At 36.4% G+C, this 16,251-nt stretch carries 14 protein-coding genes; 5 read left to right on the top strand and 9 right to left on the bottom strand.

The features are described from left to right. Positions 1-88 precede the first annotated feature (88 nt). Positions 89-1,384, bottom strand: a complete 1,296-nt coding sequence (gene tyrS, locus EV197_RS04150) for a tyrosine--tRNA ligase (RefSeq protein ID WP_130285469.1) — start codon at positions 1,382-1,384, stop codon at positions 89-91. A gap of 109 nt (positions 1,385-1,493) precedes the next feature. Here tyrS and EV197_RS04145 point away from each other — a divergent pair, with 109 nt between their 5' ends. Next, positions 1,494-2,507: an NAD-dependent epimerase/dehydratase family protein gene (locus EV197_RS04145; RefSeq protein ID WP_130285468.1), complete on the top strand. Its 1,014-nt coding sequence runs from the start codon at positions 1,494-1,496 to the stop codon at positions 2,505-2,507. Here the strand turns inward: EV197_RS04145 and EV197_RS04140 are convergent. The 3 genes from EV197_RS04140 to EV197_RS04130 are packed head-to-tail and all read right to left on the bottom strand — an operon-like array spanning position 2,473 to position 5,080. Continuing rightward, positions 2,473-3,009 carry a DUF4296 domain-containing protein gene (locus EV197_RS04140; RefSeq protein ID WP_130285467.1) on the bottom strand — a complete coding sequence of 179 codons (537 nt, stop codon included), beginning with the start codon at positions 3,007-3,009 and terminating at the stop codon, positions 2,473-2,475. The genes EV197_RS04145 and EV197_RS04140 overlap by 35 nt on opposite strands. Continuing rightward, positions 3,006-4,352, bottom strand: coding sequence for a dihydroorotase (locus EV197_RS04135; protein ID WP_130285466.1), 1,347 nt, complete (start codon positions 4,350-4,352; stop codon positions 3,006-3,008). Before EV197_RS04135 ends, EV197_RS04140 begins: the two co-directional genes overlap by 4 nt. Continuing rightward, the gene (locus EV197_RS04130; protein WP_130285465.1) at positions 4,349-5,080 is read right to left on the bottom strand and encodes a polyprenol monophosphomannose synthase; all 732 of its coding nucleotides are present in this window, start codon (positions 5,078-5,080) and stop codon (positions 4,349-4,351) included. Before EV197_RS04130 ends, EV197_RS04135 begins: the two co-directional genes overlap by 4 nt. A 145-nt stretch (positions 5,081-5,225) precedes the next feature. On the opposite strand from EV197_RS04130, the gene EV197_RS04125 reads away from it, so the two are divergent. Further along, positions 5,226-5,882, top strand: coding sequence for a DUF4271 domain-containing protein (locus EV197_RS04125; RefSeq protein ID WP_130285464.1), 657 nt, complete (start codon positions 5,226-5,228; stop codon positions 5,880-5,882). A gap of 22 nt (positions 5,883-5,904) precedes the next feature. Beyond that, the gene (locus tag EV197_RS04120) at positions 5,905-6,651 is read left to right on the top strand and encodes a uroporphyrinogen-III synthase (protein WP_130285463.1); all 747 of its coding nucleotides are present in this window, start codon (positions 5,905-5,907) and stop codon (positions 6,649-6,651) included. Positions 6,652-6,752: 101 nt separating this feature from the next. On the opposite strand, the gene pckA is transcribed toward EV197_RS04120, so the two are convergent. Both pckA and EV197_RS04110 read right to left on the bottom strand, forming a co-directional pair. Then, positions 6,753-8,369: a phosphoenolpyruvate carboxykinase (ATP) gene (gene pckA / locus EV197_RS04115; RefSeq protein WP_130285462.1), complete on the bottom strand. Its 1,617-nt coding sequence runs from the start codon at positions 8,367-8,369 to the stop codon at positions 6,753-6,755. A 68-nt stretch (positions 8,370-8,437) separates the two neighbouring features. Next, positions 8,438-8,827, bottom strand: coding sequence for a DUF423 domain-containing protein (locus EV197_RS04110; protein ID WP_130285461.1), 390 nt, complete (start codon positions 8,825-8,827; stop codon positions 8,438-8,440). Positions 8,828-8,972: 145 nt separating this feature from the next. On the opposite strand from EV197_RS04110, the gene EV197_RS04105 reads away from it, so the two are divergent. Both EV197_RS04105 and EV197_RS04100 read left to right on the top strand, forming a co-directional pair. After that, complete coding sequence (locus tag EV197_RS04105; RefSeq protein ID WP_130285460.1) at positions 8,973-10,340, top strand: saccharopine dehydrogenase family protein; 1,368 nt, start codon at positions 8,973-8,975, stop codon at positions 10,338-10,340. A 122-nt stretch (positions 10,341-10,462) separates the two neighbouring features. Further along, entirely contained in the window at positions 10,463-10,933 is a 471-nt protein-coding gene (locus EV197_RS04100) for an Lrp/AsnC ligand binding domain-containing protein (RefSeq protein ID WP_130285459.1), read from the top strand. Between the two features lie 58 nt (positions 10,934-10,991). Here the strand turns inward: EV197_RS04100 and EV197_RS04095 are convergent, their stop codons facing one another. From EV197_RS04095 to EV197_RS04085, 3 genes are all read right to left on the bottom strand, one after another. Beyond that, entirely contained in the window at positions 10,992-11,684 is a 693-nt protein-coding gene (locus EV197_RS04095) for a zinc metallopeptidase (RefSeq protein ID WP_130285458.1), read from the bottom strand. 99 nt (positions 11,685-11,783) lie between these two features. Continuing rightward, a complete protein-coding gene (ald, locus tag EV197_RS04090; protein WP_130285457.1) occupies positions 11,784-12,899 on the bottom strand; it encodes an alanine dehydrogenase in 1,116 nt (371 codons plus the stop codon). 319 nt (positions 12,900-13,218) lie between these two features. Continuing rightward, the gene (locus tag EV197_RS04085) at positions 13,219-16,221 is read right to left on the bottom strand and encodes a leucine--tRNA ligase (protein WP_130285456.1); all 3,003 of its coding nucleotides are present in this window, start codon (positions 16,219-16,221) and stop codon (positions 13,219-13,221) included. Between the last annotated feature and the right edge of the window lie 30 nt (positions 16,222-16,251).

Genomic DNA, 16,251 nt, shown 5'->3' with positions numbered 1-16,251 from the left:
ACGCTAAGTTTTTTCAATAATTGATTGATTGGTTGATTGATAAAGCCTGTAAAGCATAGTGCTTACAGGCTTTATTTTTTGTATCAAATTATACTATTCTAAGTACAAAATAATTCTTTTTTCCTCTTTGCAATAATACAAACTGGTCGTTGATGAGATCATCCAAGGAAATAGCATACCCTTCTCTCACCTTTTCTTTATTGACCGCGATGGAATTTTCTTTAAGCGCTCTTCTGGCCTCACCATTAGATTTTAAAAATCCGGATTGTTCAGCTAAAGCAGCAATAATATCCATTCCATCCTTTATTACATTTCTTGATACCTCAGCTTGAGGAACTCCTTCAAAGACATCTAAAAATGTTGCTTCATCCAATTTTTTTAGATCTTCAGAGGTGGATTTACCAAACAAAATGTTAGAAGCTGTGATAGCATTAGCAAGATCTTCTTCAGAATGTACTATAATCGTGATTTCTTCAGCTAACTTCTTTTGCAGTATCCGTAAATGCGGTGTTTCATTATGCTCCTTTATCAATCCCTCGATTTCTTGCTTATCCAAAAAAGTAAAGATTTTGATATACTTCTCAGCATCTTCATCACTGGTGTTCAACCAGTATTGATAAAATTTATAAGGTGACGTACGTTTAGCATCTAACCATACATTACCACCTTCAGATTTCCCAAACTTAGAGCCATCTGATTTGGTAATTAGCGGACAAGTAAGTGCATACCCTTTTCCACCTGCAATTCGTCGAATTAATTCAGTACCTGTGGTAATATTCCCCCATTGATCACTACCTCCCATTTGTAGTGTACAATCGTTATCTCGGTATAAATGCAAGAAATCATACCCTTGCACCAACTGATAGGTGAATTCTGTAAACGACATTCCTTCAGAAGATTCTGACGAAATTCGATTTTTAACAGAATCCTTAGCCATCATATAATTAACTGTAATGTGTTTACCGACATCTCGGATAAAATCTAGGAATGAAAAATCCTTCATCCAATCATAATTATTCACTAAAACCGCTGCATTAGCTGCTTTACTTTCAAAATCAAGAAATCTAGACAGTTGATTTTTGATCGCATCTTGATTGTGCTTCAAGGTTTTTTCATCTAGTAAATTTCGCTCCGCAGACTTACCAGAGGGATCTCCAATCATACCAGTTGCTCCTCCTACCAAGGCTACAGGTTTATGGCCTGCACGTTGGTAATGTGCTAATAACATAATAGGAACCAGATTACCAATATGTAAGGAATCAGCAGTTGGATCAAAACCTACATAAGCTGATCGCATTTCTTCCATAAGGTGTTCCTCGGTTCCGGGCATGCTATCGTGCAACATACCTCTCCATTGTAACTCTTCGATAAAATTCTTGACCATTGGTGATGCTTTCTTTAATAGCGACAAAGATAAAAATATGGACAATATTGCCCTACAATTTATACTTAAAAGCTAAGAATGCTTACTTTCGTAATTAAACCATAACACCATGATCTTAGTTACAGGAGCTACCGGTTTAGTTGGCAGTCACTTAGTGTTGCATTTAATCCAAAAAGAAGACCGAATAAGAGCACTTTACAGAAGTGAACCAAAACGAGATCAAGCCATAAAATTGATCAAAGATTTTTTAAAAGACGAAGAAATTGGCTTACTCAATAAGGTGCAGTGGTTTAAAGGAGACTTCACTAATATTCCAAATTTAACCGAAGCACTGCAAGGGATCACTGAGGTGTATCACTGTGCTGCCAAGATTAGTTTCAATCCGGCGAGATATAAATTATTACGAAAAGTAAATATTGAAGGAACCGCCAATATTGTCAACCTATGTATCGTGAACAAGGTTAAGAAATTTTGTCATGTAAGCTCCATCGCAGCCTTGGGAGAAGATCATAATACTTCCATTATTACGGAAGCGGCCGAATGGAATCCCGAAAGTACCAATTCAGTTTATGCTATTACCAAGTATGGTGCAGAGATGGAGGTTTGGCGAGGTACGCAAGAAGGATTAGATGCGGTTATCGTCAACCCAGGTATCATTATCGGTCCCGGTTTTTTTAATGGAGGAAGTGGAGTCATCTTCAAACGAATTTATAAAGGATTATCTTATTACACACCTGGTATAACGGGTTATGTGGGAGTCCACGATGTGGTGAAAAGTATGTATGGCCTAATGAAAAGTGATCTAAAAAATAATCGATATATATTGGTTGCCGAAAATATGAGTTTCAAAGACTCCTTTAGTTTCATCGCAAACGCGTTAGGCAAAAAAGCACCTACCAAAAAAGCATCCAAAAATCTAATGACCTTTGCCATGTATGCCGAATGGTTGTTACATCTAGTTTTTAGATCTAAAAGAACTATTTTTAAAGCCTCAATAAAAAGTGCATTTTCCCAAAGTAATTACAGTAGTGCAAAGATTGAAAAGGATCTTAATTTCGAATTTGAACCCATACAGAAGTCTATAACTACTACTGCTTCTTATTTTTTAACTGAGTATTCTTAGAAAATCGCTTTTTTCTTGCCGTTTCTTCGTCTTCTATTGATAATTCCTCTTCACTTTGTTTGCTTAACTCATCTATTGAAAATTTTGGTCCGTCTGACGCTTTATTCGTTTTTGCTTGCGCAATTGAATCCTTGATAGCTTGTATAGAGTCTTCTTTTTGACTTAATAATTTATATTCCTCTTTGGAAGCCGAAAGACGATCTCTTACACGGGCAAAAATTCTTTCGTACTCTTTTAATTGATTCGCATACCAGGCGTTATTTTGTGCAAAGACAACACTATCAATATCATATTTATTTAAGATATAAGCTTCAGGATTGATGTGATGTTCTTCCATAAGTCTTCGATGCGATCCTTTAGCAGCTTTAACCACGGCAATATCAGTTAGGATCTTCACCATAAGCTCTTCTTCGATTACACGATCGGGTTTAGGTGCTTTTTTTACGTTTTGGCAAGCCAAAATAACTACAAAAGATACGAGAATGATCAATAATTTTTTCATCGATCAAAGGTTAGGCGTTGTCCATTTTTTATCTCATTGTGCTTAAAATTCTCATAAACTAAAGCCCCATTTACCAAGGTGTGCGTTATTCTGGATTTAAAGGTGCTCCCTTCAAACGGAGACCACCCACATTTATAAAAAATATTCTCCTTAGTAACGGTCCAAGGCGCATTAAGATCAACCAATACCGCATCCGCTTTATATCCTTCCTTTATATATCCTCTACCTTCCACCTTAAAAAGCTTAGCCGGATTATGACACATTTTTTCTACTATTTTTTCTAAAGAAATCTTTCCCTGATGATAAAATTCTAGCATAGCCGGAAGTGCGTGTTGCACTAGTGGACCACCTGAAGGTGCCTTGGTATACGGGTTTTGCTTTTCTTCAATGGTATGTGGTGCGTGATCTGTAGCGATAACATCAATTTTATCCGCCAATAAGGCTTCAAATAATGCATCGCGATCTGAAGCTTTTTTAACAGCCGGATTCCATTTAATCAAGGTTCCTTTTTCTTTATAATCTTCATGACTAAACCATAAATGATGAATGCAAACCTCTGCAGTAATCATTTTTTCTTCAAGAGGAATATCATTGTCAAATAACTCCAATTCCTTAGCAGTAGACAGGTGAAAAACGTGTAATCTTGCACCTGTTTTTCTTGCCAATGCTACAGCTCTGGAAGAGGATAAATAGCAAGCTAACTCGCTACGAATTTCAGGGTGTAATGCAATAGGAATATCATCACCGTACTCTGCCACATACTTCTTGGTGTTTTGCTGAATTGTTTGTTCATCTTCGCAATGCACAGCTATAAGCAATTTAGTAGAAGAAAATATTTTTTCAATAACCTTTGGATTATCGACTAACATATCTCCGGTAGATGATCCAAGAAACAATTTTAATCCAGCAACATTTTTTGGGTTTACCTTCAAAATTTCAGCTAAATTATCATTAGTTCCGCCAAACATAAACGAATAGTTTGCATAGCTCGTCTTTGAAGCTATTTCATATTTGTCTTCCAACAGTTCTATAGTAACCGCCTGCGGAACAGTATTAGGCTGTTCAATAAAAGACGTAATCCCCCCAGCTACTGCTGCTCTGGATTCAGTTTCAATAGTAGCTTTATGCGTTAAGCCCGGTTCTCTAAAATGTACTTGATCATCTATAACCCCAGGTAATAAATAGTTGCCCTCCGCATCGATAATTTTGGTATTAGGTGACTTTGCGCTAATTTGTGTAGCTATTTTCTTAAAAACACCATTTTCTATAAACACGTCCCCATTAATAATTTCTCCCTCGTTAACAATCTGGGCATTTTTAATTAGTATTTGTTCTGTGGTCATATTTCATATAAGTTAAATAAACTCTTTATTTTCATTGTAAGCACTCCAAAAATGGCTTCGGAAATGATTCCTTTACTCATTTTGGAAATTCCTTTAGTTCGATCTGTAAAAATTACCGGCACCTCTTCGATATTAAAATTTAAAAGGTGGGCTTTAAATTTCATTTCAATCTGAAAAGCATAACCCACAAATTTTATTTTATCGAGATTTATTTTTTCTAAAACCGTTCTTCGATAACATATAAATCCAGCTGTAGTATCATGGATATCCATACCGGTTATAAAGCGGACATACTTTGAGGCTAACCAAGATAATAAAACTCTACTCATCGGCCAATTAACAACATTAACTCCTGTTGCATATCGAGATCCTATAACAACATCAGCCGTGCCTTTGGCACTGGCATTATATAAACGAATCAAATCGTTAGGGTTATGCGAAAAATCCGCATCCATTTCAAAAATATAGTCATAATCTCTATCCAATGCCCATTTAAAACCCGAGATATAAGCGGTTCCCAGTCCTTCTTTCTGCTGTCTTCTAAGCAAGAATAGTTTACCTTCAAAATCCTCTTGTACTGTTTCAACTAATGCTGCGGTTCCATCCGGGGAATTGTCATCTACAACCAAAATATGAAAATTGCGTTGTAGTGAAAAAACATTTCGGGTGATTCGTTCGATATTTTCAACCTCGTTATACGTAGGTATAATAACTAAGGCATTAGCCATGCAAGATATTTTCAGGCAAATATAATTAAATATTCAAAAGGTTTTTGGTGTTCGGTATCCTGTAATTTTTGAATTTAAAATTTAAATTTTTTATGATTTTAAAATCTAACCGATAAACAATACTTTTACAAGATCTATTATAAGCATGGAAGTAATCAGTAGAGAAATAGTAAGTACCAATTGGATAACTGTAGTTTTTATACTTACACTTACTGCGTTATTAGCTGCCAAGCTTACCAATCCTCTACGATTTGCACATTTTATAAGTTTATTCAACTCTAGCAAATATGTAATTTTTGGCCAAAAAGGCAATCAGCTATCCTCCTTGTTCAATAGTTTTTTAATTGTTGCACAGGCACTATCGATCTCATTGTTTATATTAATTTGTATCAAAACCTTTAAAGGCATTGAATCAGAAAACGCCTTAATCTTATTTACTGAAATTACATTTTTTTACTTGTCATTTATAATAAGTAAAATTTTAATTGAAAAAATAGTCGCTACGGTTTTTGAGATCGAAACACTTATTGAAGATTACGTGTTCTACAAATTATCATATCGCAATTTTTTGGGTATAATTTTACTGCCTTTTAATATTATTTTTACGTACACTGTAGAACCCTCAAAAATTGTTCTTTTAATGGTAGGCATAGCCGTACTTTTATTGAACACGGTGGTATTGATTTCTATTTTCAAAAAAAATGAAAAGGTCATTTTAAATCACTTGTTGTATTTTATTTTGTATCTTTGCGCACTTGAAATTGCACCTTATTTTGTGCTATACAAATTATTGGGGCAGTAAAAACATCGCAAAATAATAACATATGAAAGTGAAAACAATTTTGGTCTCACAACCAGAGCCTAAAGTAGAAAATTCACCTTATTTTGAGCTTGAAGAAAAAGAGAAAGTAAAAATCGATTTTATACCCTTTATCCATGTGGAAGGGGTGGATTCCAAAGAAGTTAGGATGCAAAAAATCGATCTTTCGAAATATACAGCTATCATACTTACCAGTCGTAATTCAGTTGATCACTTTTTTAGAATAGCCGAAGAAATGCGATACAAGGTGCCAGATTCTTTGAAATATTTTTGTCAAAGTGAAGCGGTAGCCTATTATCTACAAAAATACGTAGTATATAGAAAACGTAAAATTTATGTGGGCAAGCGTACTTTTCAGGAACTATCTCCTTTAATTAAAAAATACAAAGGAGAAACATTTCTACTCCCTTCTTCTGATAAATTGAAGCCAGATGTACCGGAAACACTAGATGAATTAAAAGTGAATTGGAAACAAGCCATATTTTATCGTACGGTAGTTAGTGATCTTTCTCACCTACGACACGTATTTTATGACATTTTGGTGTTTTTTAGCCCTTCAGGGATTCAGTCTTTATTTGAAAACTTTCCTGATTTTAAGCAGAAAGATACTCGTATTGCGGTATTTGGTAATTCAACCGTAAAGGCAGCCGAAGAGCATGGTCTTGTAGTAAATATCCAAGCTCCTACTCCGGAAACACCATCCATGACTATGGCATTACAGAAATACATAAAGCAGGTAAACAAAAAATAAACCTATCAGAAAGAAGATAACTCTTAATTCTGAAAATTAGATATAAAAAAAGGCTTGTAATCAAAATTACAAGCCTTTTTTGGTTTTATATTTAATGCTACTTAAAAAGCATAACGCTGAGGCCCACCTCGTCTTATTTCTTCGTTAGCATAAGCTTCAAACTTTTTAAAGTTCTCTCTAAAGGCGTTGGAAAGCTTAAATGCAGTCTTATAATATGCCTCGTCATCATTCCAGGTGGTTCTAGGGCTTAACACCTCTGTTGGTACACCAGGGCACTTTCTAGGCTGCGCTACTCCAAATACACTATGGATATGATAATCATCATAATTGTACAAACCTAAGTCTCCATTAAGAACGGCTTGTATCATAGCACGAGTATATTTTAATTTCATTCGTGTACCTACACCATATGGTCCACCGGTCCAACCTGTATTTACTAACCATACATTTACACCCGCATCCTTCATTTTTTTAATCAACATTTCTGCATATTTCGCAGGATGTAGCGGCATAAAAGGTGCTCCAAAACAAGCAGAAAACGATGGTTGCGGTTCTACAACTCCTGCTTCCGTTCCTGCTACTTTAGCCGTGTAACCCGACATAAAATGATATGCTGCCTGGCTCGGTGTAAGCTTAGATATAGGAGGCAACACTCCGAAGGCATCTGCTGTTAAAAAGAAAATATTCTTTGGATTCTTACCTATTGATGGTTCCTTAATATTTTCAATATGAAAAATAGGGTAGCTTACTCTTGTATTTTGTGTAATCGAAGTATCCGAAAAGTCAACTTCACCGTTATCATCAATAATAACATTTTCTAGGATAGCTCCTTTTTTAATTGCGCCATAGATTTCTGGCTCATTCTCTGCAGAAAGATCGATCACCTTAGCGTAGCATCCTCCTTCAAAATTAAAAATGGTATCCTCTTTCGTCCAACCGTGTTCATCATCTCCAATAAGCTTACGATTAGGATCTGTAGACAAAGTAGTTTTTCCTGTACCAGAAAGTCCAAAGAAAATTGCCGTATCGCCTTCTTCGCCCACATTAGCAGAACAGTGCATTGGCAAGCAATTACGTTCTACCGGCAAGATAAAATTCAAGGCAGAAAATATACCTTTTTTGATTTCTCCTGTATATCCTGTACCCCCTATTAATGCTATTTTTTTAGTAAAATTAAGGATGGCAAAGTTATGTTGACGTGTTCCATCAACTTTAGGATCTGCCATAAAACCAGGTGCATTAACAACCAACCAATCTGGTTCAAAATCATCAAGTTCTTTTGGTTCAGGTCGAATAAACATATTATACGCAAACATATTCGACCACGGATATTCGTTGATTACTCTAATTTTTAATCTGTATTCTGGGTCTGCGCAGGCATAACTATCCCTTACGAAAATTTCTTTTCCAGAAAGATACGCTGTTACCTTATCATATAATTTATCAAACGCGTCTGGTTCAAAAGGAATATTGATATCACCCCACCAAACTTTGTCCTCAGTAATTTTATCCTTAACAATAAATCGATCTTTAGGAGATCGACCCGTAAACTCTCCGGTGTTAATTGCCAAAGCACCAGACTTAGTAACTACACCTTGCCCTTTTTGCACGGTTTGTTTCTCTAATTCCTCTGGAGATAGTTGGTATCGAGTGGTTGCATTTTTTATCCCGTAATTCTTTAACGAAAACGTTTTCGTAGTTGGATACAGTGATTCCATAAAAATATGTTGTGTTTGTTATGTTCGTACAAAATTAGGAATAATATCCAAACCACACGATAAAAATCTTATTTAATCTTAGCGATGTAATACGTCGTAAAAACCCATCCTGTAATCAGCAACAGGCCACCAATTGGAGTTATAAATCCAATAGAAGACAAATTTACTCCTACAATTTCATCAAGCACCAAAATGTAAATTGAACCTGAAAAAAGTAGGATACCTGCCAGTATAAGTCTGTAAATAATTCGCTTTTGTTGTGTCGATAAAAATGAAAGACCTCCTAAGATTAATAAGAATAAAGCGTGATACATTTGATATCTCACAGCAGTGGTAAAAGAAGCAATGCCATCACTATCCACTAAACCTTTCAATCCATGGGCACCAAAAGCTCCGAATAGCACACTTAGCAAAGCCACGACACTCCCCGTAATCAAAATTGTTTTATTTTGGTTCATTTTTAATTAAATTGATAGTAAAACTAAAATAAGACTGTGTAATAAACATGTTTTTAGTAGAAAAATAATTAATCAGCTAATTCAAAAAGTGTTTTATCCTCCTTATTTATTACATTCGCATCAAAGTTATTAAATAAATATTGACATGCGGAAGATTCTTGTTATTGGTGCTGGTAAATCAACAGCCGTCTTAATAAAATATCTACAAGAAAAATCAACAAAAGAAAATATAAGCATCACTATAGGCGACATTTCTATAGATAATGCAAAAAAGCTTGTAGGAAATCATCCTGCCTCAAATGCGATTCAATTAGATATATTTGATAAAAATTCTCGCCAAGAAGCAATACAAAATGCCGATTTAGTCATCTCCATGTTGCCTGCCAGCTTACATATTAATGTAGCAAAAGATTGCCTAGAATTCGAAAAAAATATGGTCACAGCGTCTTATGTAAGTGCTGAAATGCAAGCATTAGATGAAGCGGTAAAGGCAAAAGGACTAACCTTTATGAACGAAATTGGAGTAGACCCCGGTATTGACCATATGAGTGCAATGAAGGTAATTGACCAGATCAGAGACAAAGGAGGAAAAGTCATTCTTTTTGAATCCTTTACTGGTGGACTCGTAGCTCCAGAAAGTGACAATAATCTGTGGAATTACAAATTTACCTGGAACCCTAGAAACGTGGTTATTGCCGGGCAAGGAGGTACTGCTAAATTTTTGCAGGAAGGTACTTATAAGTACATTCCTTATCATAAACTCTTTAGAAGAACGGAATTTTTAGAGGTTGAAGGCTATGGTAAATTTGAAGGCTATGCCAATCGCGATTCGCTTAAATATCAAAGTATATATGGCTTAGACAACGTACTTACCCTTTATCGGGGAACGATAAGAAGAGTGGGGTTTTCTAGAGCTTGGAATACTTTTGTACAGTTAGGCATGACTGCTGATGACTACACGATGGAAAACTCGGAACACATGAGCTACCGAGATTTTATTAATTCGTTCCTGGCTTATTCTCCAACGGATTCTGTGGAGCTTAAGCTACGTCATTATTTAAAAATTGATCAGGATGATATTATGTGGGAAAAGCTACTAGAACTTGATCTGTTTAATCCCAATAAAAAAGTTGGACTTGTCAATGCTACACCCGCCCAAATTCTACAAAAAATACTTACAGAAAAATGGTCTTTGGATCCCGATGACAAAGATATGATAGTCATGTATCACAAGTTTGGTTACGAACTCAATGGTGAAAAAAAACAAATTGATTCTACCTTAGTCAGTATAGGAGAAAACCAGGCGCATACCGCTATGGCACGTACAGTTGGGCTTCCGGTAGGTATGGCTGCGTTGAGAATATTAAATAAAACTATTTCCAAAGCTGGAGTTCTCATTCCTATTCATAAAGAGATTTATGGGCCTATACTTAAGGAATTGGAGGATTATGATATCATTTTTAAGGAGAAGGAAATGCCTTACTATGGATATAATCCAGACCGATTGAGCTAGTATTATCTAGATTTTTATCTAAAAGCACATTTCAGTATTAGTTATAAGCTTTCTATCGTTATTTAATTTCATTTTTTAAATTAACTCAGTATTTTTACTTACAGTTTATTATAATTTAAATTATGAAATCAATATCAGGTGATATTAAAATTGACGGTATAGATAAGGAAATCTTGAGAAACCTTATGGAAGATGCAAGAAGACCTATTTTAGAAATAGCCAGAAAATTAGGAATTTCGGGGGCGGCTATTCATCAAAGACTTCGTAAACTTGAAGCTTCTGGATTAATTGTAGGCTCAAAATTTATTATTGACCCTAAAGTTCTTGGTTACAAAACAATGGCCTATGTTGGTGTTTACTTAGATAAAGCCGTGAGTAATCCTAAAGCAGTAAAACAACTCGAGGAAATTCCTGAAGTTATTGAATGTCATTACACCACAGGACATTGGTCTATCTTTATCAAGATCTTGTGTAAGGACAATGAACATTTGATGCACGTACTCAACAAAAACATCCAGGCGATTGAAGGTGTTTCGCGAACAGAAACCTTTATTTCGCTTAATCAACAAATCAATCGACAGCTCAAAATATAAAAAAGGCGCTACTGTGTAGCGCCTTTATGTATTCGTTTACTTCATTCCTGTTTACGATTTAATCTCTACTTCCCAAAAAAATGGAGATAAAATATAATAAAGTAGCCAAGGAACCTAAAGCAGCCACCACATAGGTACGCGCTGCCCATTTCAAGGCATCTTCTGCATCGTCATACTCCCGATGAGTAACTATACTTTCAGATTTAAGCCAGGCTAATGCTCTATTACTCGCATCGTATTCCACAGGAAGGGTTATAAAAGCGAACAAGGTAGTTACTCCAAAAAGCACAATTCCAAGAAGAAAAACCGTATCTCCTAATACATTACCCATACCAAGCATAATGATTCCTGCTAAGATTACAAAATTAGCAAGTCTACTAGCAATTCCAACCACAGGTACAATCTTTGACCGTAGTGTCAACCAACTATACGCTGTAGCGTGTTGCATCGCATGACCACACTCGTGGGCCGCGACAGCCGCCGAAGCTGCATTACGTTGCTGGTAAACACCTTCACTCAGATTTACAGTTTTATTCGCCGGATTATAGTGATCCGTTAACATCCCCGGAGTCGAAATTACCTTAACATCATATATGCCATTATCCTTTAGCATTTTAGTAGCTATTTCTGCCCCACTCATGCCATTACTTAGTCTTGTCTGAGAATATTTTCTAAATTTACTCTTTAGTTTATTGCTTACGTACATACTCACCAAGAATATAATACCCGCAATGATATAGTATCCCATCATAATTTTTTCTATTTTAATCGTACATTAATATATGCAAAAACCCCGCCATAATAGCGGGGTCTTCAGTTAAATAAACTTGAGTTAGCCAATAAGTCGAGTTTAATTTGTATACGTATCAACGTCTTTTAAAGGCAGGTCAAATGCCTCTGATATTGCAGGATACACAACATCACCGTTAATAACGTTTAATCCTTTTTTAAGTGGTTCATTTTCTGCACAGGCAGTTTTCCATCCCTTATTAGCCAGTTGAATGGCATATGGCAAAGTGACACTTGTCAGCGCCAAAGTAGACGTATAAGGTACAGCTCCTGGCATATTTGCTACCGAATAGTGTACTACATCATCAATAATATACACCGGATCTTGGTGTGTGGTCGGTTTTGTAGTTTCAAAACATCCTCCCTGATCCACTGCCACATCAACCATAACTGTACCTGGTCGCATCTCTTTCAGCATGTCTCTGGTAATCAATTTTGGTGCCTTTGCACCAGGAATTAATACACCACCAATAATAAGGTCGGCAGTTTTGATATGTTTTCGTATAGTATATTCGTTGGAATATTCGGTATTTACGTTGGCAGGCATCACATCATCCAGATATTTCAATCGCTTAGCACTGATATCTAATATGGTCACATCGGCTCCCATACCTGCTGCCATTTTTGCAGCCTGGGTACCCACTACTCCTCCTCCTAAGATAAGTACTTTGGCAGGGGCTACCCCAGGAACCCCTCCTAGTAGAATTCCTCTACCTTTCAGTGGTTTTTCCAAGTATTTAGCTCCTTGCTGAATAGACATTCTACCAGCTACTTCACTCATAGGAGTTAAAAGAGGTAGACTTCTATCAAAATCTTCAACAGTTTCATAGGAGATACAAACCGAACGGTTTTTAATCATTGCCATAGTTAGTTCCTCGCTAGAAGCAAAATGGAAATACGTAAATAGTAACTGATCTTCTTTAATTAAGTTATATTCTGGCTCAATAGGTTCCTTAACCTTGATAATCATTTCAGCCGTCTTATAAACATCTTCAATGGTAGGAAGTATCTTAGCTCCTGCTTTGATATATTCTTCGTCTTTAAATCCACTCTGAAGTCCGGCATTTTTCTGAATGTAAACAGTATGCCCGTGCTTAACGAGCTCTAAGGTACCTGCTGGGGTTAACCCGACACGGTTCTCGTTATTTTTAATTTCGGTAGGAACACCAATTAACATATTCTTAATTTTTGGTCGAAATTAGATTTTTTGTTGAAATAAAACAAAAAAATGATAGGTAAAAATATTTTATCAATAATTTTATGTTGTTTTCATTATAAATGTTAAAAAACAGCATAAAATCTAAATTCTATCATTTTATTTACGCTAATTTCAAAGATAATTTTTAGAAATTTAAACAAATTCTCAACTAAGCTTCATTAATCCATACCTCGATATCTAAAAATTTTAATATCTGAACTGCATAAAAGAGCTAGAAAACCTAGTTAAGTGATAATCATAACACATCATAATTTACACAAGGGATAGTACATTTTTACTATCCTACTATATTAACAATTTTACCCGGAACAATAATTACCTTTTTAGGTGTTCTCCCAGCTAATTGCTGTTGCGTTTTTTCGTGCGCCATTACTGTTTTTTCGATATTCTCTTTGCTCATATCCAATGGTAACTCCAATTCAAATCGTTTTTTACCATTAAAAGATATAGGGTACACCTTGGTGCTTTCCACCAAGTGCTTTTCATCGTATACCGGAAAAGGCTTAGTGGCTATTGATTCCTGGTGACCCAGTTTACTCCATAATTCTTCAGCAATATGTGGTGCATAAGGAGAAATTAAAATCAGTAAAGGTTCTAAAATTTCTTTACTATTACATTTCTGTGCCGTTAATTCATTAACCGCTATCATAAAAGTACTCACAGAGGTATTGAATGAAAAATTCTCGATATCCTCTTCTACCTTCTTAATGGTTTTATGTAAGGTTTTAAGGTTATCTTTAGTAGGTTCAGTATCCGTTACCTCGAACACCTCTCCGTTATGGTACAACTTCCATAGTTTTTTAAGAAAGTTATGTACGCCCGTAATCCCAGCGGTATTCCATGGTTTAGCCTGTTCTAAAGGCCCTAAGAACATTTCGTATAAACGCAAGGTATCCGCACCATAGTCTTTGCAAATATTATCAGGGTTAACAACATTGTACTTAGACTTAGACATTTTTTCAACTTCACGTCCAACAACATAAACATCATTTTCACCATCAATAATACGACCTTCTTCTCCGATAAATATAGCTTCTTCCAGTTCTGGCAACCAATTTTTAAAACGTTTCACATTTAATTGATCAGAACCATTAACAAACTCTACAGGAGCGTGAATCGAATGTACTTCGTGTGGTATTGGATCAAAACTACCAACAGAATTTTCGAAATACTTTTGAAGCTTGTCTTTAAAATTTGAATTGAATTCTCTTAATAATGCTTTATCCTCTTTAAGTTTCTCTAAAAATCCTTTCGAAACAAATATCATGTGCTTTTTAACTAAGGAAGCAGAGTTTTTTAAATCCTCGTTTAAAACCAATGCTCCTCCAGTAATGTCAAATCTATAAACAAAAGCACTTGTCCCTAAAATCATCCCTTGGTTGATCAGCTTTTTGGCAAATTCTTGTACAGGAACTACTCCTCTATCGAATAGAAACTTTTGCCAAAAACGGGAATAGAGTAAATGACCTGTAGCATGCTCGCTGCCTCCTATATATAGATCTACATCCTTCCAATACTTAATTGCGTCTTGCGAAAAAATTTCCTGATCATTATTGGGGTCCATATAGCGATTAAAGTAATAGGAGCTCCCTGCCCAGCCTGGCATAGTATTCAATTCTAAAGGGAAAACGGTTTTGTGATCTATCTTATCGTTAGAGACAACCTCGTTATTTGTAGTATCCCAAGCCCATTCCGTAGCATTCCCTAATGGTGGTTCGCCAGTTTCGGTAGGTAGGTATTTTTCTACCTCAGGTAAGTGTATCGGTAAATGCTCAGCATCAATCATCTGTGGCATTCCATCTACATAATATACCGGGAATGGTTCGCCCCAATAGCGTTGACGGCTAAATACCGCATCGCGCAGGCGATAGTTGATTTTTCCTTTACCTTGTCCTAACTCTTCCAAAGCTTCGATAGCCTTAGTCGTTGCTTCTTTATATCCTAAATCGTTTAAGAAGTCTGAATTAGTGATCACGGTATTTTCCTTATCAGCAAACGCTTCTTCCGAAATATCTACATCTTTAAAAATATTAGGGATAGCAATATTAAAATGCTTTGCAAAATCGTAATCGCGTTGGTCTCCACAAGGCACCGCCATTACTGCTCCTGTACCATAACTTGCCAGCACATAATCTCCGATCCATACCGGCACCGGTTCTTTCGTAAAAGGATGCTCCGCATAGGCTCCTGTAAACACCCCGCTGATGGTTTTTACATCCGCCATACGCTCTCGTTCACTACGCTTTGCGGTAGCTTCTACATAGGCATCTACGGCAGCTTTCTGCTGTGGCGTTGTTATTCTATCTACCAATTCGTGCTCTGGTGCTAAGGTCATAAAACTGACTCCAAAAATGGTATCAGGTCGCGTAGTAAACACTTCAATGGTTTCGCCATCGTGATTTTTAACATCAAACGTCACCGACGCCCCTTTTGATCTACCAATCCAATTGGTTTGCGAATCCTTAAGAGGTTGTGGCCAATCTACTTTTTGTAGTCCATCCAATAAACGTTGGGCATACACTGAGATACGCATACTCCACTGTTTCATCTTTTTGCGTACCACAGGGTAACCTCCTCGCTCTGAGACACCATTAACAATTTCGTCATTGGCCAGCACTGTTCCTAATTGAGGGCACCAGTTGACCTCAGTTTCTGCCAAATAGGTTAGTCTGTATTGTAAAAGTATTTGCTGTTGCTCCTTGGCTGACATGGTCTTCCAGTCTGTAGCAGAAAATTGCTTTACATCCTCATCACAAGCAGCGTTGATTGTTGTGTTTCCTTCTTTTTCAAATATGGCGGTCAAGTCTTCAATAGCTCTGGCCTTGTCTGCATCTTTATCGTACCAGGAATTGAAAAGCTGAATGAAGATCCACTGTGTCCACTTATAAAATTGCGGATCACTGGTACGCACTTCTCTGCTCCAATCAAAAGAGAAACCTATTTGATCTAATTGCTGGCGATAGCGAGCTATATTTTCTTTGGTAGTAATAGCAGGGTGCTGCCCGGTTTGGATTGCATATTGCTCTGCTGGTAACCCAAAAGAATCATAGCCCATAGGGTGCAATACATTAAAACCTTTGTGCCGCTTGTAGCGAGCATAGATATCACTGGCGATATACCCAAGCGGATGCCCTACGTGCAAGCCTGCCCCTGATGGATAAGGAAACATATCCAACACATAAAATTTTGGTTTATCGCTATGGTTTTCTGCTTTAAAGGTTTGGTTCTCTGACCAGAATTTTTGCCATTTGGCTTCAATTTCGTTGAAATCGTATTGCATGACCTATTTTTTGAAAGCGCAAATTTACAA

Origin of the sequence: Aquimarina brevivitae (genome assembly GCF_004216895.1) — a bacterium.
Taxonomy (GTDB): Bacteria; Bacteroidota; Bacteroidia; order Flavobacteriales; family Flavobacteriaceae; genus Aquimarina; species Aquimarina brevivitae.
This window is presented reverse-complemented; position numbering and strand designations above follow the sequence as displayed.